We start from the raw sequence: 18699 nt of genomic DNA on the forward strand, positions 1-18699 counted from the left end.
TAGATGCTTAATTGGCTTAGTTCATTTTGGCTGAAGTGTTTACTCCAGTGGCAGCGTTACAATGTTAAGCCAGAATGATTCAATCACCTGTATGACATCGGTTAAACTTGTTAAATCCTGAGGTTTAATCACATAGCTATTACACTGCAGTTGATAGTTACTGATGACGTTAGTCTGATCAGCTACAGGGCTGAGAACAATCGTAGGAATACGACGGAGAGACACGTCTGTTTTCACCTCTGAAAGAACAGCCTGGCCTTTGCCATCTGCTAATTGTGGGTCCAGTAAAATTAAATCAGGGCGCGGCACCTGAGGATAATCTCCTTTATGCCGCAGAAAATCGATGGCCCGATGGCTGTCAGCGATAGAAACGATGTGACAAGGAACAGTGCCATTGGTGAGGACCTGTTCAATAATTTGTAAATGCTCTGGCTGATCGTCAATTACTAAAACCAGTCGCTCGCGTTTACGGTCATCCATAGCAATCCTAGCTCCCCATACCTTGACGCCCAACTGGGCAACAAAATTGTTCAGATACTAGCTTTGATTCATTGGCTATGACCTCCCATAACTCATCTAGCACATTAATTTTCATGATTTTTAATGTACTAAGATGCCAGTCAATTGGTTGGGTAGGCAGTCTTTTCTTTCTGATTCCATTCCCAAGGATAGTGGCTATGAAAGGGCGGTATCCACGGACGATAGGAAATGTGGGGATTACCGCCATGTACTAGGGCAAAGTATCTTGTTTCTGTATAAGCGGGAGCATGGGGTATAAAGGCTGGCTGCCAAAAACACAGCCTGGGGTCATCTGTCTAACCTGGGTAGTCAGGCTTCCTTGGAGAACAAATTCTTCTTCAGGCATAGGATGATACTCGGATTAAATTGTTTCCCAGGGCACCGTTTATAATCAATTCAATCATTACAATTCAGCCACTAGAGACCGCTGTGAGGATTTTGCTATGGGTACTAAGCGCGAGATTATAATTCCTGAAGGAATGGAAATTTTGTATGAAAAATATCGCTATTGTCCTGGGATAAAAGTGGGAGATACCTTATATATTTCAGGGCAAGTGGGAAGAGATGAAAATATGCAGGTGGTGGAGGGCACAGAAGCTCAATTTGACCAGGCATTTAAGAATGTGGAAAAGGTTCTATCATCAGCAGGAGCCACGTTTGATGATGTGGTGGAGATGATTACGTATCATGTTGTTGATACTCCGATAGAGAATCCACAGGATTTAAAAATTCCTCACTTGTTGTTGTTTATTCAGGTAAAAGATCGTTATTTCACAAAGAACTTCCCTACATGGACTGGTATGGGGATTGTGGCCCTATCTACACCAGGGCTGATTGTTGAGATTAAGTGTACGGCGGTGTTGGGGAGTTAGTTGTTGGCGGTGAGGGAAGATTGGTGATGGAGTAGGGGAGTGTTCCATCACCCCATCACTCTATCACCCCTCATTAGACTGCACCTTTCAAAAAATCAAGTACCATATTCGCAATCTCTTCGGCCATCTGACTCATCATGCAGATAGTTCCCTCGGGAATGTCGATCACCTTACCATGGGGGATTACCTGGCTAACAAAAAATCTGTCTTCTGGTTTGGAGAGACCCAGTCTTTCGAATTCTTTGACATCGTCTAAGCCCCAGAAGATCAGGGTGGGGCATTTGACCTGTTTTAATCTTTCCTCAGCTTCTAGACAATATTGTGCAACTGCCCAAACAGCGTACAGGGGGTGACCAAAACATTTGAGGTCGTCCAATACCCAGCGATGGTTGAGCTCAGACGTGCCGATATAACGGGAACGGGCCTGCCATCGTTGCATGAGATGGGAGCCATCGTCTTGGATCTTAAAGCCCTGTTCAAATAGTTCCATGAGTCTGGCTTTGCCCTGTTCTCCAAAGCCAGGGACATTACCTAAGATCAGTTTGTTGACCCGCTCAGGGTGGGCGGCGGTGACTTCTCCGGCGATAAAGGCACCGGTATGGTTGCCGAGAATGTTGGTTTCTTGAATGTCTAATTCGTCCAGTAATGCCATTACGGTTTTGGCATAGTCGTAAATCGTGTACATTCTGGGGGGTTTATCGGAATCGCCAAAGCCCATGGCGTCCATGGCAATTACCTGATAGTGTTGCCCCAAAATTGGCATCAGTTCTCGGTATTCGTCGCTGCTGCGGGGGTTCATGTGGAGTAGTAGGAGAGGTTCGCCTTCGCCGCCGATGCGATAGTGAATTTGGCCATCGGCGGTATCTAGAAAGGCTCGTTTGATGGGTTGCATGGGATGTCTCCAGGAATCAAACACGTGTAAATCTTCTTTTCTTACTGAATTCGTGCTTCTTTGATTAGTGTTCGTTGATAGATTTCTCCATTTTTAAACCAGTGCCAGGTGCGGGCGCGATGGTTGTTGCACTTACTCAGGTGGATCATTTCGTAGACAAAGGCATCTGGGATTCCTTTGTAGGCAAACCAAAGGATTACAATGGAATCGTCTGCGTCCCAGGCTTTGCCTTCGATGCGTTCGGTGTCAAACCAGAGCTTGTTATCTCGATACATACCAGGGAACTGATATTCTTCTACTTTGCCGTCGGCCCAGGTGTAGCGATTGGTTTGAAAATAAGGATGGGGCTGGTCGTCTGGAAACTCGCAGGTAATCAGACATTGGTGTTGATCGAGAATTTTTCCATCATTATCAACCACTGTGTAAGTTCCGGTCCATTGGCCTTCATGGCGAGTGAGAACGGGCATTCCTTCTTTGATTGCAGACATTTGACTGGCTCCTAATTTTACTAAACAGCCTAAAATTATGGAACGATAACAACTTTTCCCATAAGATGATTCTGTTCCATTTGTAATAATATTTGTGGCACACACTCCAGGCCCTGAACCACATTGATAGCAGGCTGTACTTGACCGTTAACAATAGCGGGAACCACCAAATCACGCAGGGTGGTTAAGGTGGTTCGATAATGCTGGTTATACCAGAGGGCAATGCCAAATAGCTGTACATTACGACCGATGAGTTTGACCAGCGGCAGCGTTGCTTCCACACCTGTTGTATATCCATAGGAGATAATGCGACCTTCATTGGCAACAACTGTTAAACATTGTGGCAAGGTGACCTGGCCGCCGCCGTCTAGAGCTACCTGTATACCTTTATTTTCTGTAATACGTTGTACCTCTGTAACGACATTTTGCGTGCGGTGATTGAGGGCATGGTCAACGCCTAAATCCTGTAAATGGGTGATTTTTGATTCAGAGCTGGCAGTGGCAATAACGTGGGCTCCTAGCAATTGGGCAAGTTGGATGGCGGCGGTGCCCACACCACCGCTGCCGGGATGGATTAAGACCCACTCACCTGCCTGCAGATTTGCTTTGCAAACCAGGGCCATTATGGCTGTGAGATAGGCAATAGGGAGACTGGCAGCCACCTCAAACGGGATAGTCTGCGGCAGTGGGAGGAATTCGGCAGCGGGTCCCAGGGCAGTCTCGGCAAAGGCTCCACTAACATGGCCGAAGACCCGCATTCCAGGGGTAAATTCAGTGACACCAGACCCGATAGCCTCAATTTCTCCGGCAGCCTCCTGTCCCAAAATGTGAGGTAATCCTTGATGCCCATACCCCCGATAGGTGCCATGGGTGGTTTGCAGGTCAGAGTTGTTCAATCCTGCTGCCCGCACTCGGATTCTAACTTGATCAGGACCAGGTTCTGGCACATCTATCTGATCAACTTGAACAGATGTGGGACCCTGATAATGATGAATACGACATGCTTTCATAATTTTCTTTAAAACCACCAGGGATCGTGAATCGAGCTGGTTTTAACTAAAAAGACCTGTTTGCGCATAAATCGCTGAATCGAGGCGGGTCCCATGCGAGATCCCCCCAGTCCCGATAACTTGAAGGCATTTTTCTCGCCTTCGTGGACCAGGGCGGTTAATCCGGCGTCGTTGATGCTGATGGCCCCGGCCTGGATCTGTTGGCCAATGATCTGGGCCTCATCTGCTGAACCGGCAAATACGGCAGCGCTGAGGCCGTAAACGGTATCATTAGCCAGCTGGATGGCTTCATCTATGGTGTCAAACGGCATGATGGGCATAATTGGGCCAAAGGTTTCTTCTGTCATAATTTTCATGGTGTGATTGACCTGGGTGAGCACGGTGGGGCGACACCATAGACCACCCTCCAGGTTTTCAACGGTACCGCCACAGTGGACAATGGCTCCTTTGTGGCGGGCATCTTGTAAATGATCTGCGATCAGATCGGCCTGTCTGGCGGCAATGATGGGGCCGATTTGACCGCTGTTGGGTTTGGGATAAGCCAGGTTAAGCTGTTTCGCTTTTTGGACCAGGGTTTCAACGAAGCGATCGCAAATCCCTCTATCCACATAAATTCGCTCAATGGACAAACAGGACTGTCCGGCATTCACCACCGATCCCCACAGTAATGCGGTGGCAGCCTGGTCCACATCGGCGGAGGCTAACACAATGGCGGGGTCTTTACCGCCCAGTTCTAAAAAGGCGGGGATCATGCGTTTGGCAGCGGCCATGGCCACGGTTTTGCCAGTGGCGACACTGCCGGTAAAGCAAACCAGATCCACCTGGTCGATCAAGGCTGCGCCGGTTTCACCGGCTCCTTCGATCAAGGTGAGGACAGATTGAAGGGCGGGAACGGCTGCGATCGCAGCCATCATCACCCGAATAAAGCGGGGGGCAATCTCACTGGGTTTAACAACTACAGCACAGCCCGCCAACAGTGCCGGCACCGTATCAATGGTGGCTAGCAACAGGGGAAAATTCCAGGGGCTGATCACCCCCACCAGACCGTAGGGCACTACCTGGGGACGCAGTTGGATAAAGGGAACCGCCGCTGTTTTAGTTGGGGCTGGTGCGATCAAGTCCGGTGCCAGCCCACACCAGCGATCCAGCCCTGAGAGAAATGAGTCCACTTCCAAGATAGATTCCGAGAGTCGGCCCGTATCTGCCACAATTGCCTGAATTAAGGCGTCTTTGCGGTCCAGCAATGCTTGTTTCCATGCCTGCAAAGCCTCAATCCGATGGTTCACTCCTTTGGTGTGCCAATCTTGCTGGCCCTGGCGTAGATGTCCACAGGTGGTGGTCAACTGTTCAGACGTGGGGGGAGTCATCTCATAATCTAGTTGGCCCGTGCGGGGATTGCGTACGGCGATGGTGACTGTGTCAAAGGTGACCATGTCAAATAACCCCCAACTGCGTTAATCGTTCAAGGGCTGTTTTCTGGGTGGCGATAAAGTGACTGCGCTCCACCCCACCGGCTGCCATGGAATTGGCTGGGTAAATGGAAGACTGACTATAGAGTGTAGTATAGGCATCCAGGCGCTGTCGGGACAGCAGGTTCTTGATGCTGGGGCGTTGCCGGTACCGACGCAGGGCCTCTAGATCAATGTCGCCATAGGCGGCCATACTTTCTCCGGATCCAGTTTCCGCTAACACTAATCCCCGGTAGTCGATAATCTTCGAGCCCCCATCCACCGAGGCTTCTAAAATGGGCGTATTGGCAATGCCAGCGGTATTGGCCGAGACCACATACATCATATTTTCCACCGCCCGAGAGACTTTGGCCGCTTCCTTGGGAGCCCGCGCATTGCCATACACTTCAGAGGTGGGATGGAGCAGAATTTCAGCCCCCCGCAGCATTAAACAACGGGCCACCTCAGGAAAAAGAATCTCATCGGAGGCAACGGCAGCCAGATTACCAATGGCGGTTTTGGCCACCGGAAAAATTCCTTCAATGCCGTAGATATCGAGGTATTTGTCCCACACATCATGGGGGGTGGGGGCATACATAGAATTAATGCGGCGATACCGCAATACCATGTCCCCTGAGGGATTTAGCACAAAACAATTCTGAAAATAGAGATCGGGGAAATTAGGGTCCAATTCGTAGGCATTGCCTGCCAGAAAAATTCCCTGTTTTTGGGCAATCGCTCCCAATGTTCCATAAATGGGATCATCCATGGTGAGACAGGCCTTGGTGCCCCATTCAATAATCGATTCTCCCATGGGGAAGCCGGTGAGCCAGTATTCTGGTAGTACTACCAGACGACAGTCGGCACCGATAAAGGCACGGGCCGCAGCGATTTGAGGACCCAGTTTTGCGATCGCGCCTTCCATAATTGCCCGTGCCTCGGACGAAGTCCTTGCCCGATTAACCGCTTCAGACTTTAGCTGCATAGCTAAGGCCGTAAATGCATTTGAAGTAGATGGGGATGCCATAAAGAATGAATTCTTAATCCTAAAAGATTTCCAATTACATCCCCTCTCGGTAGGGATGCTGATCAGCCGGGGTGAGTTAACCGTTAGCGCTACTGATCGAAACCCATCCCGTTGCCCTTTCCAGGAGGGGATGAAGTATCGAACTTCGTTATTACAGCCTGCATCAGTAAACCTCCGAATTCTAAAAGAGACTAATTTACGAGAGTGCCAGGGGCCGTTTCAAATACTTACCCTGGGGTGTTCCCATCACCTGACCGCGATCATAAATTAACTGCCCCCGTAAAAACGTTTGTTTTACCCGTCCGGTTAACTCCACCCCTTCGAAGGGGGTATATCCCTGTTGCGATGGGGATTCATCCGCCTGGACAACAAATGTCTCATCTGGGTTTAACAACACCAGATCCGCATCATAACCAACCGCAATATCTCCCTTACAAAACAGTCCATATCGCTGTGCTGGATTCCAACTCAGCAGCTCCGCCATCCGATGATAAGGTAGCCCCCGCTTACTACCTTCGCTAAACACCCCTGAGAGTAAATATTCAGTGCCACCAAAGCCTGATTTAGCCAGCCAAATATTCTCCGGGTCCTTAAGACTGGCTTTTTTCTCTGCAGAACAGCAGGCATGGTCGCTGACAACCCAGTCCACCTGACCCGCTAATACCGCGTTCCAGAGAAATTCCACATCCTGTCGAGACCGGATCGGGGGATTTACCTTGGCCCACTTACCTGCTGGTGCATCCACATCCAACAACAGATGGCCCACGGTCACCTCCCGTCGAAAATTAATGTGGGGAAAAGTGCTCTGCATCATTAACGCGGCTGCCAAGGCTTTCTGGGAACTCAGATGTAGCAAATTAATGTTGACACAGTCTGTCTCATGGGCCAGATAGGACGCGATACAAATGGCCAGTCCCTCAGAGTGGGGTGGACGGGCAGCACTGTAGGCCTTCAAGCCAGAGAGACTAGTATCTTGTTGTACCAGTTTAGTGTAAGCATTTAAAATCTCGGCTACTTCGCAATGAAGACTTAAACTCAGGCTATCCTGTACTTCAGGATGCGCTTGCCGCAAACGGGTCAACCCCCGCATAATAAATTCAAAATGGGCAAAGTCGTAGCGATCTTCCTTATTGATCATCAAAAACAGACTTTGCTGATCGGAAAGCCCATGGAGACCATAGCCACCATAAAACATAAAAATCTTAAATGATGTCACCCCCTGGTCCAACAGCCACGACATTTCATCAATGTGATGGGGACTAATGGGGGCCAGATGATAACCATAATCCACAAAAAAGTTACCCTCTGACCGTGCCAGGACCTCTGGAAAAAATGACCGGTAGGGACCCCCCTTGTTCAGATAATACTGCCCTGTGCGCATATAGTTGAGACTGGTGGTCACACCTCCCATGGCCGCTGCCTTACTTTCCTCGACAGCATCCTGTTCCAGGGGTTGATAAATGCCGATATGCATATGGGCATCCACACAGCCAGGAAATCCTAGCCAGTGTTGGCCATCAATGACTTCCTTTGCCTGTTCAGGACTAATCTCTGGAGAAATTTGGGTGAATTTCCCATCTTTGATGCCCAAATCCAGTAGTTCTACTGATGACTGATTTGGACGCACCACTCTCACATGCTTGATTAATGTATCTAGCCCTGATATCTCAGTCACAGCGCCCCTCGATCTGAATCAAAATCTGAATCCATCAATTCGTTATGATTAAGGGTATCAACTCAAAGCGAAATGTTTTTCTCAGGATAGAATTAAAAATGCAGGGAGTCAGAATAGCTCCTCACTGATTTCTGGCTTCTGACGTCTGATTCCTGACTTCTGACTCCTGACCAGAACAGGAGTTTCAGCTTAAGTTAGTACCCATGATTAATCTTAGATAGGTGAACTAATTTTTAATGACAGCAAGACCACCAAGATATTAATCTTCTATTTTCTTAACAAGTAACAACATACAAGGATATGTAAGAGGGATATGCAAGCACTTAAAAAAGATTTTAACGACTATCATCAAGACCCCCAACAGTTTCCATTTCTGCATGGTTTGCAAGCAGACTGGCAAGCTATTAGAGAGGAGTTTTCTAACTTTATGGCCCAAAGCTCGGCTGCTGAGCAATCCATTGCGGCCCAGATGATGGGACCCCAAAGCAAAACCATTCGAACGAAGGGGGCAAAAAAGTATAGTGCCTTCGGTATTCTATTTCAGGGACAGCTGATTGACGACTATATTCGCACGTATCAGATTGGTTACCCGGATTGTACTACCACCAATGCTGCAAGCAAAGTCCAGGCGTTAAGAGAAACCTATTTCCCAAAATTGACTCAAGTTGTCACCCAAGTTAATCAGACAAACGCCAATATTCTTAGAAACGTTTACTTCGGCACGTTTCATCCTGGTTTAGATATTCGGCTCCACACCAACGATAATCCCCACATGTATCGGGGATATCTGGGATTGATTGTACCCAAGGGCGATGTGGCAATGAAAATCTGTCATGACAAACTCCACTGGCACGAAGGAGAGTTTATGGTGTTAGACCATAGCTATCCCCACTGCCCCCACAATCATACGGATTATGACAGAACGGTGCTGGTGGTGGACTTTTTTAAGCCTGATAAACCCAGGGAAGAGGTGATTGAGTTTGAACAAATCCAGGTGGCCCAGCGGATGCAGGCTAATCTTTATAGTTTGGGAGTATTTGGTCAAAGTGATAAAGCGAGCGAGGCTGACTTTGTTAAGTATGGGTTGGCCCATCAGCTGGAGTGGGATAAAGCATTGGGGAGTTAGAAGGTAAAGGAGCGAGATTTTTGCGAAAATCGATCCAAAATACCTATAATCGTCCTTGCCGTAACCCTAAATTTATGACTACTAAAGAAATGTTCGAAGCCCGCGACTGGGTTAAAATCCGCAACACAACAACAGGGGAGCAAGCGTTTCTCACCTGGAGCGGAAAAGTCTATGCCTTCTCGCCGGGTGAACCGAAGATCCATCTGTTCAACATTGTTGGTATGAACGTGAGTCGTTGTCTAGACAACCCGGATAAGGAGGAAAGCTGGAGTTTTGTTTCACGGGAGTTGACCTATTATCTAGATCCAGAAACCGATGAGATTTTGCATAGCTGGAAAAATCCTTGGACAGGGGAGACTGTGCCGGTGATGCATGTGGCTAATAGTCCGGTGCAGGGTCGGCAGCCATTTGAAGGGCAGTATGGGGCGAAAGTGGATGGAGATTTTACGACATTTGCATTTGATTTGTTTACGTCCTATCCAAATCCGTTAGGGAATGATGAACGTTTTGTGGAGTATAGCCCTCAGTCGCTTTATCAGGCGGTGGAGTTGTTTAAGTTAACGGTGCCCACACGGGAATTGAGAAATCCTGAGTCGACGTCTATTGCCAACGTAATTTTGGGGTGGGATCGGTTGGGACCATGGGTGCCCTGGATGAAAATGGGGGGCCGGGCGGGTCAGCTGATTTATAGCGCTAGTGGGCGTAAGTTAACGGGGTTTGAAGAGTTACCAGAGCTTTTGCAGGAGCAGATTAAGACGCGGATTCCGGCCTATCGGCATGCGCCTGAGGCTCGGATAGAGGGTGATAATGTTACTTCGTGGCGATATTTTAAGCGGCATTTTGAAGAGTATTTGGCGGGGAAGGAGTTTCCGTTGACGGATGTGGAGGGTGCTTAAGGGGACTGCACTTTCTCCTTCGACCTACCCCCTAAGTACAGTTTTACTGTTCGATTAAAGTCCAGAAATAACCGTCTGGAGCTATAAATGAAAAGCTTTGTTTCCCAAACTCATTGGTGACAATATCAGTAACGTGTGTAGCTGAACTAGAGTGAATCCGAACTCGGTACTCCTCCAGACCCTTTACCCGATAGGTATACAACGACAGTCCCAATACCCCTGGTCGGGACTGTTCTGAAAAATCCGGCAACTCCAAATCTTCAGGAAATCGCACAATATATAACCGGCCCGATCTCGCTGCTTGCCAATCGGTCTTTGATGAACGTGGATCATCAAAGGCGGTTACCCAAAATCGTTCTCCTGGCTGTAGGTCAAAAATCTGTCGCCCACCCCGCGCTGTTTCATAGGTGCTCTCCAGGGCATCCTGCACCCGCAGCAATCCCAATACTTGATCATAAAATTGCAGAGTTTCCTGGCTGTCGTCCTGTACCACCAGACCCATGTGGGTCACTTGACTCGCCTGAAATGCAGACCCTAATTGGGGCCGACCATAGTCCGGCACCGTATAGTTAAACCGCTCAAACATCACCTGTCGTGTCAAGGGTTGCAATAACAGCATTTCCCTCACACCCACCAACGGATCTAAAAACGGTCGTCCCTGGGCTGTGGGGTAAATCACCGTCCACTGGGGTGGCCCATAGCGAATAGGTAAACCATTGGCTTCTGCTTCTGCCGCATGGTTCCACAGATTAGTCACATCCAGGGTTAAACTGGTGGCCCAACGATTGCCCTGTGCCTTCATAGGGGCCATGCTTAATCCTTCATTGATGGGACTGTCCCACACCATTAACCGAATCAATCCATGGTCTGCCGTCTGGTGATGTAACCGTATGGACTGCACGGATGATGCTACTCCATAAAGTCGCTCAGCATCAGCGGCGGATAGTTTACCGGTTTCTCCAACGGTATAGCCAAACTGTTGCCAATACTGAATTAATGGTTGGGCATCTCTGACGCCGATACAGACTTCATAGATACCTTGAATGGAGTGGGATGGGGTTTGGGACATTGTTTAAGGGTCAGGCAAATAAAGAGAATATTCGTTTGACATATTCGTTTGACATTATGTTTTAGGATGTCCTCCCCTTTAGAAGGGGAGGTGCCGTAGGTGGAGGGGTTTCGACTGATAGCGCCAGTGTCGAAAACCCCTCCCTGACGGTTCCCCTCACGAAGGGGAACCAGATGTCACTAGGCCTCTAAAAGGGTACATTTTTCCACACATTCCTAAAGCCTGACAACAACTTTACCGCAGTTTTGACCGCTGAGGAGATAATTGACAGCCTTGGGAATGGCTTCAATTCCATGGAAATCAGTAGGATCAATGGCTACTTTGAGTTTGCCTTGTTCAAATAGAGCCAGAAGTCGATCGCAAGCCTCCGGTACGGCCTCACGATACTGGGGCAACAAGAATCCTCGCACGGAAGCTGCTTTCCAAAAGAGTTTTTCATAAATGCGGGGTTGGGAAACTATCTCTAACGATTTGCCATATTCGGAGATAAATCCCACAATTACAAACCGTCCCCGCACAGCTAAATGGTCTACGCCAGCGTCAAACATGTGTTTACCAACGCAGTCAAACACCAGGTCGATGCCATTGGGGTATTCTCTGGCCAGGACATCACTGACAGATTCTTGGTGGTAGTTGATGATGCGATCGCACCCCAAGTCCCTCAACAATTGCCCTTTAGCCGCTGACCCGCAAGTCCCAATCACATGGTTACCTGCCAATTTAGCCAGCTGTACCGCAATGTGCCCAATCCCCCCCGCCGCCGCCGTAATCAAAATGATCTCTCCACTCCCCATTTCTCCCACCCGTTCTAAACCCACCAGGGCCGAGATACCTGTGGGCATCAGTGTCAGAATCTCGGGAATAGCCTCAGATATTTTAATCGCCAGTTCGGCATCAATTACCTGATATTCCCGGTACCCCCCTCCTCTGACAGTTGTTGCCACAGCATCGCCGACGGTAAACCGGTTCACCACAGCCCCCATGGCGACCACCTCACCCACCGCTTCCACCCCCAGGTTAAAAGGGGGCCGAAAATTCACATAGGGCACCTCTCCCCGGCACAGCAACGTATCAAACCCGGCATTCACACCAGCAAACCGATTCCGAATGAGCACCTGGTTAGCCATGGGTTGTGGTATGTCCTCTTCCACAATGTCAATGGCAGATTGAAAATCATGGCTAAGCTGTCGAGCCACTAGTTTGCGATACTGTTTGGCCATGGGTTATCCCCCAATTTGAAAGATTACACCCAGGTATTCCCGGTATCCACAAACCTTGTCACCGGCTATATCAAAGGAAATAGCCGCCTGGTTTTCATAGGGATGACCCAACATCAGTCCCTGAGAACGCACTTCAAATAGAACCGTATTGCCACTGCTAAACGTGCGCTCTAGGGTTAGGGTCAGCCCCTCTGGAAAGACTTTTGAAACCATGGCAAAAAAGTCTGTAGCCTTTTCTTTGCCAGAATTTAGACCTTTGAAGGGACCGGCTGGGAACCAGAAGGTAAAATCATCACTCAGCCAGGCTAAAAAACGAGACCAATCTCCCGTTGATAGCCCCTGGGAAAAGTCTTGGAAGGCGGCTTCGGCAACGTTAAGAGTTTTAGGGCTGGCAGTTGTCATCAGTAGTTATCCAATTTACAAATCAACTGTGGCTAGACTATCAACGAAATCAGGTTGTCAAAACTGTTGGGAAAACTTATAGCAGTGCCTATATTTCTATGCTTAGGCTGTATGTATAGACTCTTCTTCAGTTAAAAATGGTAATGACAAAATACCCAAAATCTTGTCAATCTCTTTAACGTAGTATTCTTCTAAATCAATGGCCACAATTGGATAGGTCAAACGCAAGAATTTCCAGATAACGCCAGTGGTCACCACCCCATAGATAGTTGATATCTCCTCTTCTTGCTTTTGATTAAACCTATAGGCTGCCACCATTTCAGCAATACACTGCCCCAAACCACCTTTAATATCTTCATTTTTGGCTTCTACTAAGGTAACCACTGGAGAGCGAACCTCATATAAGTCTGCTGATGCTGTCAAGATATAGTCGCAGTAACCAGATAGACCCGCATCGGGATCAACCGTAAACTCAGTCCCTGAGAAAAAACCTACTTTACCCTTATATTGTCGCCTGAGTTCTAGCAAAATAGGGGCAATGATTAGTTCAGAGCGGGCTTTTTCGGTATTAACTGCATTGGCAAGCGGTAAATAGTCTTGCAAAGTCTCCTTTAAACGAAGATCTGGCTGCAGAGGTTTTACATCGTTGAAAAGTCTATGGTGTTCGTCAAGGGTTAAGTCAAAGGCTGCTTCTACCTGGCTGAGGGTTGTGAATTTGCTGTAAGGCATATTGCTGACTTCCCTTGCTCAAAACATTCTAAGCTAATAGTAACGTTATTAATAGTAATGTACTACTCCCATATCTATAGCAGCAGGTATGCTCGCAGACTAAGGAGCCACAATATTAAAATTCGCTAAAATTAAGGGGCTGCCATGGGTCTTAATGAATGCCACGGATTGTCCTAATTGCTGGGTTTGAAGCCTTTAATACACAGCTATATCAGCAGGCGGCGGATATGGCTCAGAAGCGCTGTCCTGAGTTGGACATTCGGGTATTTTGCGATTTGCCTAATGAACCTTATAAGATCGCATGTATTAATTGAACTAATATCACAGAGATAGCTGAATAAGAGGATAATGGCAGCCAAAGATCGATTTCATAAAGTCGTTAAAATTGCTCTGGAGAAAGAACAATGGACAATTACTGATGATCCATTGCGACTTGACGTTGGTGGAACAAAGTTTGAAATTGATTTAGGTGCGGAACAACTTTTAGCAGCAGAACGAGGAGCAGAGAAAATTGCGGTTGAAATTAAAACCTTTTTAAGTGACTCACCACTAACGGACTATCATGCTGCGTTAGGGCAATTTTTGAACTATAGACTTGCTTTGGAGATCAGTGAGCCGCAACGTATTCTCTATTTGGCAGTACCTGTTATAGCCTATGAAGCCTTCTTTAAACGGGAATTTGCACAACTTTCAGTGGAACGATATCAGATTAAGCAAATCATTTATGACCCTATTCAAGAGGTAATTGTTCAATGGATAACATAACGTCTTATCGAAATACAATTCAAACATTATTGACTGAGTATGCAGCAATTCCAATCTCCAATGGCGAGATTGAATGCCATACCGTTTTTGATATACAACAAGACCATTACCAGGTGATGAATGTGGGTTGGGACGGTCACCGACGAGTGTATGGTTGTGTGCTGCACCTGGATATTAAAGCAGGAAAAATTTGGATTCAGCAGAACATGACTGAGATTAGAGTAGCTCAAGAACTGGTTGATCGAGGAGTGCCGAGAACGGATATTGTCCTTGGGTTCCAAGCTCCTGAGATGCGGCAGTATACTGACTATGCAATGGCTTAGCCGCCAAAGAGTATTTAGCCAATTTTGATGGAGAGATATGGGCGGCTCAGACCAAACCATTAAAACTCGTTAAAATTAAGGGGCTGCCATGGGTCCTAATGAATGCCACGGATTGTCCTAATTGCTGGGTTTGAAGCCTTTAATACACAGCTATATCAGCAGGCGGCGGATATGGCTCAGAAGCGCTGTCCTGAATTAGACATTCGGGTATTTTGCGATCGCGACCTCACCACCCAACCTGACACCATTGCAACGGCCTTAGATGGAGCCGACGTATTCTTCGCCAGCCTAATTTTTGACTATGACCAGGTCCTCTGGTTGCGGGAGCGCGTGCAGGATATTCCCATTCGCCTGGTCTTTGAATCCGCCCTGGAGCTTATGGCCCTCACCCATCTGGGTAAGTTTGTCATTGGCGCGAAGCCAAAAGGTATGCCTAAGCCGGTCAAGTTTATCCTCAGTAAGTTTGGCAGCGGCAAAGAAGAAGACAAACTGGCTGGGTATATTAGCTTTCTCAAAGTTGGCCCCAAGCTACTGAAATATATTCCCGCCAAAAAAGTACAGGACCTGCGCAACTGGCTGATTATCTACGGCTATTGGAATGCAGGCGGTACTGAGAATGTGGCCTCCATGCTGTGGGTGCTGACAGAGAAATATTTAGGCCTGACCGTCGGAGAGATCCCAGCGGTGATTGAGACGCCGAATATTGGATTATTGCATCCGGATTATGAAGGATATTTTGAGTCGCCGAGGGCGTATGTAGATTGGTATCGGGCTAACTCCATAGGAGACGCTATGCGAACGACTTCGCTCAGCCCCCCGTTGACTGAGCGGAGTCGAAGTCAACCCCGTGTTGGCATTCTCCTGTATCGCAAGCATGTCATTACCAAGCAGGCCTATATCCCGCAGCTGATTCGCTACTTTGAGGAAGCAGACCTGATGCCGGTGCCCATATTTATCAACGGTGTGGAAGGCCACGTAGCCGTGCGGGACCTGATGACCACCGGATATGAACAGGCCCAGCGAGCCTTGGGCAATGTGGAATGTGCCTCTCTTTCCAACGAAGCGGCACAGGTGGATGCCATTGTGTCTACCATTGGCTTTCCCCTGGTAGGTGGTCCAGCAGGGTCTATGGAAGCTGGGCGTCAAGTGGCCGTGGCCAAGAAGATTTTAGGGGCAAAAAATGTGCCCTATTTTGTGGCAGCACCGCTGTTGATTCAGGATATTCACTCCTGGACTCGTCAGGGGGTGGGGGGACTGCAAAGTGTGGTGCTGTACGCTCTACCGGAACTGGATGGAGCCATTGATCCGATTCCGCTGGGGGGCCTGGTGGGAGACCAAATTTATCTGGTACCGGAACGGGTGCGTCGTCTGACTGGACGGGTGACACAGTGGATTGCACTGAGGCGGAAAGAGCGGTGCGATCGCAAAGTCGCCATTATTCTCTACGGATTCCCCCCAGGCTATGGAGCCACCGGTACAGCCGCGCTTTTGAATGTACCAAAATCTCTCCTAACCCTTTTACAAGCCCTAAAAGCCCAGGGATACCAGGTGGGAGAACTCCCCGAAGATGGCGAGAAAATCATTGACTGGGTGAAAGCAGCCGACGATGAAAATCAATGGATGACTCCCAAACAGGCAGAACAAATAACCAATAACGAAGAACTCCCCCCACTCTCCGTCCCAGCCACTGTCAATGTCAGAACCTTAGAAAAATGGTTGGGCTATTTGAAAACCTCCAAAATTGAAAAACAATGGCAGTCCCTTACCAAAAGCGGCATTAAGACCATCGGTGAAAATTTCCATGTGGGTGGCATTCAGCTGGGCAATGTGTGGATTGGGGTGCAGCCCCCCTTAGGCCTAGCGGGGGATCCCATGCGGCTGATGTTTGAACGAGATTTAACCCCCCACCCCCAGTACGCAGCGTTTTATACCTGGCTGCAAGAAGAGTTTCAGGCGGATGCGGTGGTGCATTTTGGCATGCATGGCACCGTGGAATGGCTACCGGGTTCCCCATTGGGAAATACGGGCTATTCCTGGTCTGACATTCTGTTGGGCAATCTTCCACACCTATATGTGTATGCAGCCAACAACCCATCAGAGTCCATTTTAGCCAAGCGGCGAGGTTACGGAGTGCTGGTCTCCCACAATGTGCCCCCCTATGGACGAGCAGGGTTATACAAAGAACTGATTACGCTGCGAGAGCTGATCGCTGAATTTCGAGAAGAGCCCCAGGCAAACCGAGTTTTGCAAGATGCCATTCTCACCAAGATTACCGATACAGGTCTGGCCACAGATTGTCCGCTGCCGGAGTTAAAGCAGCAAGGATTAGAGTTTACCCCAGAGCATGCCAAACTGTTTAGTAATGCCGTCTTAGATGCCTACTTTGTCACGGTATATGAGTATCTGCAAGTCTTGGAAAATCGTCTATTTTCCAGTGGCCTCCATGGGCTGGGTCAATCGCCTACGACAGAAGCTATTACCAGCTATCTTGCTGCCTACTTTGGAGAACGCCTGCACCCTGAGCTAATAGAACACATCGCAACGGATACCCTACCGGAGAAACCTCAGATCGACGTCCTGAACAAGCGTTATCCAGCCAGCGCGCCCATCACCGCAGCGCTATTGGACGAAGCCAGAATTATTCGTCAGGGCCTGATGCAAACCACGGATGAACTCACCAATCTGTTGCGAGGCCTTAACGGCGAGTACATTCCTCCAGCCCCCGGTGGCGATCTGTTACGGGATGGTCCCGGTGCTCTCCCCACAGGCCGAAATATCCATGCGCTAGATCCCTATCGTATGCCTTCTCCAGCTGCCTATGAGCGGGGACGTGCCATTGGACGGAAGCTGATCGCTCAGAATGTGGAGGACTCTGGTGAGTATCCTGAAACTGTTGCTGTGATGTTATGGGGACTGGATGCCATCAAGACTAAGGGAGAATCTTTAGGGATTTTGCTAGAGCTGGTGGGGGCGGAACCGATTAAAGAAGGTACGGGGCGGATTGTGCGCTATGGGCTAATCCCTCTAGAGCAGATGGATCATCCCCGCATCGATATTTTGGGCAATCTCTCCGGCATCTTTCGCGATAGCTTTGTGAATATCATTGAGTTGTTGGACGATCTGTTTCTCCGCGCTGCCGAGGCTGATGAACCCCCAGAACAGAATTTTATTCGTAAGCATGCCTTAGAGCTGAAAGCCCAAGGGGTGGAGAATGTGTCGGCTCGATTATTTTCCAATCCGGCTGGGGACTATGGGGCGCTGGTGAATGACCGGGTGACGGATTCTAACTGGGAGTCGGGGGAAGATCTGGCGGATACGTGGCGAGATCGCAATGCCTTTAGCTACGGTCGTAGCGATAAAGGACAGGCTCGCCCAGACGTGCTCAATACTCTTCTACAAAGTACAGGCCGCATTGTGCAGCAAATTGACTCTGTGGAATATGGCCTCACCGACATTCAGGAGTATTACGCCAACACCGGAGCCCTCAAAAAGGCTGCCGAAAAACGTCAGGGTAAACGAGTGACTGCTAGCTTTGTGGAGAGTTTTTCCCAGGACACCACCCCCCGCAAGCTGGAAGAGGTATTGCGCATGGAGTATCGCACCAAGTTGCTTAACCCTAAGTGGGCTGAAGCCATGGCAGACCAAGGTTCTGGTGGAGCCTATGAAATTTCTCAACGGATGACGGCCCTGATTGGCTGGGGAGGGACCACTGGCTTCCAAGATAATTGGGTTTATGACCAGACCGCCCAAACCTATGCCTTGGATGAAACCATGGCGAATCGACTGAGGGAAGCCAACCCAGAAGCATTCCGTAATATCATTGGACGGATGATTGAGGCTAATGGACGTGGGCTATGGCAAGCTGAAGAAGAAACCCTGGAAAAACTACAGGAGCTTTATGATGTCGCTGATGAGACACTGGAAGGTGTAGGGCTATAATGGCCATAATTAAGGAAATTGCCAAATCACTTGACCATGGCATCACCGTTTCCAGTTGGGAATCTATTTGCCTTCAGCTTACAACAGACTGTTCCCCCTATTCCAATTCCGCTGTTGCCCGGTGAATCAGATGTTTTACTAGAGCTCCAGCCATTACTCGATCAGGTGTATAAAAAGGGCCGATATCATTTGGCTATTGACTACAGTCAACCTCCTAGTCCTAAATTCGCTCCCGAACATCAGCAATGGGTGTTGGAACTCATAGAAAATCAATAACTGAAACTTGCTTATGGTAAGGC

The 18699-nt window shown here is 48.6% G+C and carries 19 protein-coding genes; 8 read left to right on the forward strand and 11 right to left on the reverse strand.

What is annotated here, in order from left to right; translation table 11 throughout:
• Positions 1–39: 39 nt before the first annotated feature.
• Positions 40–480 carry a response regulator gene (locus tag QGP82_RS00900; protein WP_163659178.1) on the reverse strand — a complete coding sequence of 147 codons (441 nt, stop codon included), beginning with the start codon at positions 478–480 and terminating at the stop codon, positions 40–42.
• 482 nt (positions 481–962) lie between these two features.
• On the opposite strand from QGP82_RS00900, the gene QGP82_RS00905 reads away from it, so the two are divergent.
• Positions 963–1391: a RidA family protein gene (locus tag QGP82_RS00905; RefSeq protein WP_163659177.1), complete on the forward strand. Its 429-nt coding sequence runs from the start codon at positions 963–965 to the stop codon at positions 1389–1391.
• A 73-nt stretch (positions 1392–1464) separates the two neighbouring features.
• Here the strand turns inward: QGP82_RS00905 and QGP82_RS00910 are convergent, their stop codons facing one another.
• From QGP82_RS00910 to QGP82_RS00935, 6 genes are all read right to left on the reverse strand, one after another.
• Positions 1465–2283, reverse strand: a complete 819-nt coding sequence (locus QGP82_RS00910) for an alpha/beta fold hydrolase (protein WP_163659176.1) — start codon at positions 2281–2283, stop codon at positions 1465–1467.
• A gap of 41 nt (positions 2284–2324) precedes the next feature.
• On the reverse strand, positions 2325–2771 hold the full coding sequence (locus QGP82_RS00915; protein ID WP_163659175.1) for a DUF3598 family protein: 447 nt from the start codon (positions 2769–2771) through the stop codon (positions 2325–2327).
• A gap of 35 nt (positions 2772–2806) precedes the next feature.
• Positions 2807–3781 carry a quinone oxidoreductase family protein gene (locus QGP82_RS00920; protein ID WP_499056660.1) on the reverse strand — a complete coding sequence of 325 codons (975 nt, stop codon included), beginning with the start codon at positions 3779–3781 and terminating at the stop codon, positions 2807–2809.
• 8 nt (positions 3782–3789) lie between these two features.
• On the reverse strand, positions 3790–5214 hold the full coding sequence (locus tag QGP82_RS00925) for an aldehyde dehydrogenase family protein (RefSeq protein ID WP_499056661.1): 1425 nt from the start codon (positions 5212–5214) through the stop codon (positions 3790–3792).
• 1 nt (position 5215) lies between these two features.
• Entirely contained in the window at positions 5216–6256 is a 1041-nt protein-coding gene (locus QGP82_RS00930; RefSeq protein WP_499056663.1) for a nitrilase-related carbon-nitrogen hydrolase, read from the reverse strand.
• Positions 6257–6452: 196 nt separating this feature from the next.
• On the reverse strand, positions 6453–7931 hold the full coding sequence (locus QGP82_RS00935; protein ID WP_163703362.1) for an amidohydrolase family protein: 1479 nt from the start codon (positions 7929–7931) through the stop codon (positions 6453–6455).
• A gap of 313 nt (positions 7932–8244) precedes the next feature.
• Here QGP82_RS00935 and QGP82_RS00940 point away from each other — a divergent pair, with 313 nt between their 5' ends.
• Together QGP82_RS00940 and QGP82_RS00945 are read left to right on the forward strand one after the other, a co-directional pair.
• Positions 8245–9057: an aspartyl/asparaginyl beta-hydroxylase domain-containing protein gene (locus tag QGP82_RS00940; protein ID WP_163703363.1), complete on the forward strand. Its 813-nt coding sequence runs from the start codon at positions 8245–8247 to the stop codon at positions 9055–9057.
• Positions 9058–9131: 74 nt separating this feature from the next.
• Positions 9132–9953 (forward strand): DUF1838 domain-containing protein, encoded by an 822-nt coding sequence (locus QGP82_RS00945; RefSeq protein WP_499056725.1) that lies wholly within the window; start codon positions 9132–9134, stop codon positions 9951–9953.
• A gap of 43 nt (positions 9954–9996) precedes the next feature.
• On the opposite strand, the gene QGP82_RS00950 is transcribed toward QGP82_RS00945, so the two are convergent.
• The 4 genes from QGP82_RS00950 to QGP82_RS00965 all read right to left on the reverse strand — a co-directional run bounded on the left by QGP82_RS00950 (position 9997) and on the right by QGP82_RS00965 (position 13373).
• Entirely contained in the window at positions 9997–11022 is a 1026-nt protein-coding gene (locus QGP82_RS00950) for a VOC family protein (protein WP_163703365.1), read from the reverse strand.
• Between the two features lie 215 nt (positions 11023–11237).
• The gene (locus QGP82_RS00955) at positions 11238–12242 is read right to left on the reverse strand and encodes a zinc-binding dehydrogenase (RefSeq protein ID WP_499056665.1); all 1005 of its coding nucleotides are present in this window, start codon (positions 12240–12242) and stop codon (positions 11238–11240) included.
• 3 nt (positions 12243–12245) lie between these two features.
• Positions 12246–12644, reverse strand: a complete 399-nt coding sequence (locus QGP82_RS00960) for a nuclear transport factor 2 family protein (RefSeq protein ID WP_163669042.1) — start codon at positions 12642–12644, stop codon at positions 12246–12248.
• Positions 12645–12746: 102 nt separating this feature from the next.
• A complete protein-coding gene (locus QGP82_RS00965) occupies positions 12747–13373 on the reverse strand; it encodes a hypothetical protein (RefSeq protein ID WP_163669040.1) in 627 nt (208 codons plus the stop codon).
• Positions 13374–13531: 158 nt separating this feature from the next.
• Between QGP82_RS00965 and QGP82_RS00970 the strand changes: the two genes are divergently transcribed.
• From QGP82_RS00970 to QGP82_RS00990, 5 genes are all read left to right on the forward strand, one after another.
• A complete protein-coding gene (locus QGP82_RS00970; RefSeq protein ID WP_499056666.1) occupies positions 13532–13687 on the forward strand; it encodes a hypothetical protein in 156 nt (51 codons plus the stop codon).
• A 34-nt stretch (positions 13688–13721) separates the two neighbouring features.
• Positions 13722–14138 (forward strand): XisH family protein, encoded by a 417-nt coding sequence (locus QGP82_RS00975; protein WP_499056667.1) that lies wholly within the window; start codon positions 13722–13724, stop codon positions 14136–14138.
• Positions 14126–14461 carry a XisI protein gene (locus tag QGP82_RS00980; RefSeq protein ID WP_163659074.1) on the forward strand — a complete coding sequence of 112 codons (336 nt, stop codon included), beginning with the start codon at positions 14126–14128 and terminating at the stop codon, positions 14459–14461. Before QGP82_RS00975 ends, QGP82_RS00980 begins: the two co-directional genes overlap by 13 nt.
• Positions 14462–14563: 102 nt before the next feature.
• The gene (gene bchH / locus QGP82_RS00985; RefSeq protein WP_499056669.1) at positions 14564–18400 is read left to right on the forward strand and encodes a magnesium chelatase subunit H; all 3837 of its coding nucleotides are present in this window, start codon (positions 14564–14566) and stop codon (positions 18398–18400) included.
• 36 nt (positions 18401–18436) lie between these two features.
• Positions 18437–18676 (forward strand): DUF4058 family protein, encoded by a 240-nt coding sequence (locus QGP82_RS00990; protein ID WP_250565124.1) that lies wholly within the window; start codon positions 18437–18439, stop codon positions 18674–18676.
• The last annotated feature ends 23 nt before the right edge of the window (positions 18677–18699 follow it).

This window comes from Leptothoe sp. LEGE 181152, from assembly GCF_032906605.1.
Lineage (GTDB): Bacteria > Cyanobacteriota > Cyanobacteriia > Phormidesmidales > Phormidesmidaceae > Leptothoe > Leptothoe turfae.

Bases quoted from the DNA above. Each gene is read 5' to 3' on its own strand.
- QGP82_RS00900 (WP_163659178.1), bottom strand. From the start codon at position 480: ATGGATGACCGTAAACGCGAGCGACTGGTTTTAGTAATTGACGATCAG.
- QGP82_RS00905 (WP_163659177.1), top strand. From the start codon at position 963: ATGGGTACTAAGCGCGAGATTATAATTCCTGAAGGAATGGAAATTTTG.
- QGP82_RS00910 (WP_163659176.1), bottom strand. From the start codon at position 2,283: ATGCAACCCATCAAACGAGCCTTTCTAGATACCGCCGATGGCCAAATT.
- QGP82_RS00915 (WP_163659175.1), bottom strand. From the start codon at position 2,771: ATGTCTGCAATCAAAGAAGGAATGCCCGTTCTCACTCGCCATGAAGGC.
- QGP82_RS00920 (WP_499056660.1), bottom strand. From the start codon at position 3,781: ATGAAAGCATGTCGTATTCATCATTATCAGGGTCCCACATCTGTTCAA.
- QGP82_RS00925 (WP_499056661.1), bottom strand. From the start codon at position 5,214: ATGGTCACCTTTGACACAGTCACCATCGCCGTACGCAATCCCCGCACG.
- QGP82_RS00930 (WP_499056663.1), bottom strand. From the start codon at position 6,256: ATGGCATCCCCATCTACTTCAAATGCATTTACGGCCTTAGCTATGCAG.
- QGP82_RS00940 (WP_163703363.1), top strand. From the start codon at position 8,245: ATGCAAGCACTTAAAAAAGATTTTAACGACTATCATCAAGACCCCCAA.
- QGP82_RS00945 (WP_499056725.1), top strand. From the start codon at position 9,132: ATGACTACTAAAGAAATGTTCGAAGCCCGCGACTGGGTTAAAATCCGC.
- QGP82_RS00950 (WP_163703365.1), bottom strand. From the start codon at position 11,022: ATGTCCCAAACCCCATCCCACTCCATTCAAGGTATCTATGAAGTCTGT.
- QGP82_RS00955 (WP_499056665.1), bottom strand. From the start codon at position 12,242: ATGGCCAAACAGTATCGCAAACTAGTGGCTCGACAGCTTAGCCATGAT.
- QGP82_RS00960 (WP_163669042.1), bottom strand. From the start codon at position 12,644: ATGACAACTGCCAGCCCTAAAACTCTTAACGTTGCCGAAGCCGCCTTC.
- QGP82_RS00965 (WP_163669040.1), bottom strand. From the start codon at position 13,373: ATGCCTTACAGCAAATTCACAACCCTCAGCCAGGTAGAAGCAGCCTTT.
- QGP82_RS00970 (WP_499056666.1), top strand. From the start codon at position 13,532: ATGCCACGGATTGTCCTAATTGCTGGGTTTGAAGCCTTTAATACACAG.
- QGP82_RS00975 (WP_499056667.1), top strand. From the start codon at position 13,722: ATGGCAGCCAAAGATCGATTTCATAAAGTCGTTAAAATTGCTCTGGAG.
- QGP82_RS00980 (WP_163659074.1), top strand. From the start codon at position 14,126: ATGGATAACATAACGTCTTATCGAAATACAATTCAAACATTATTGACT.
- bchH (WP_499056669.1), top strand. From the start codon at position 14,564: ATGCCACGGATTGTCCTAATTGCTGGGTTTGAAGCCTTTAATACACAG.
- QGP82_RS00990 (WP_250565124.1), top strand. From the start codon at position 18,437: ATGGCATCACCGTTTCCAGTTGGGAATCTATTTGCCTTCAGCTTACAA.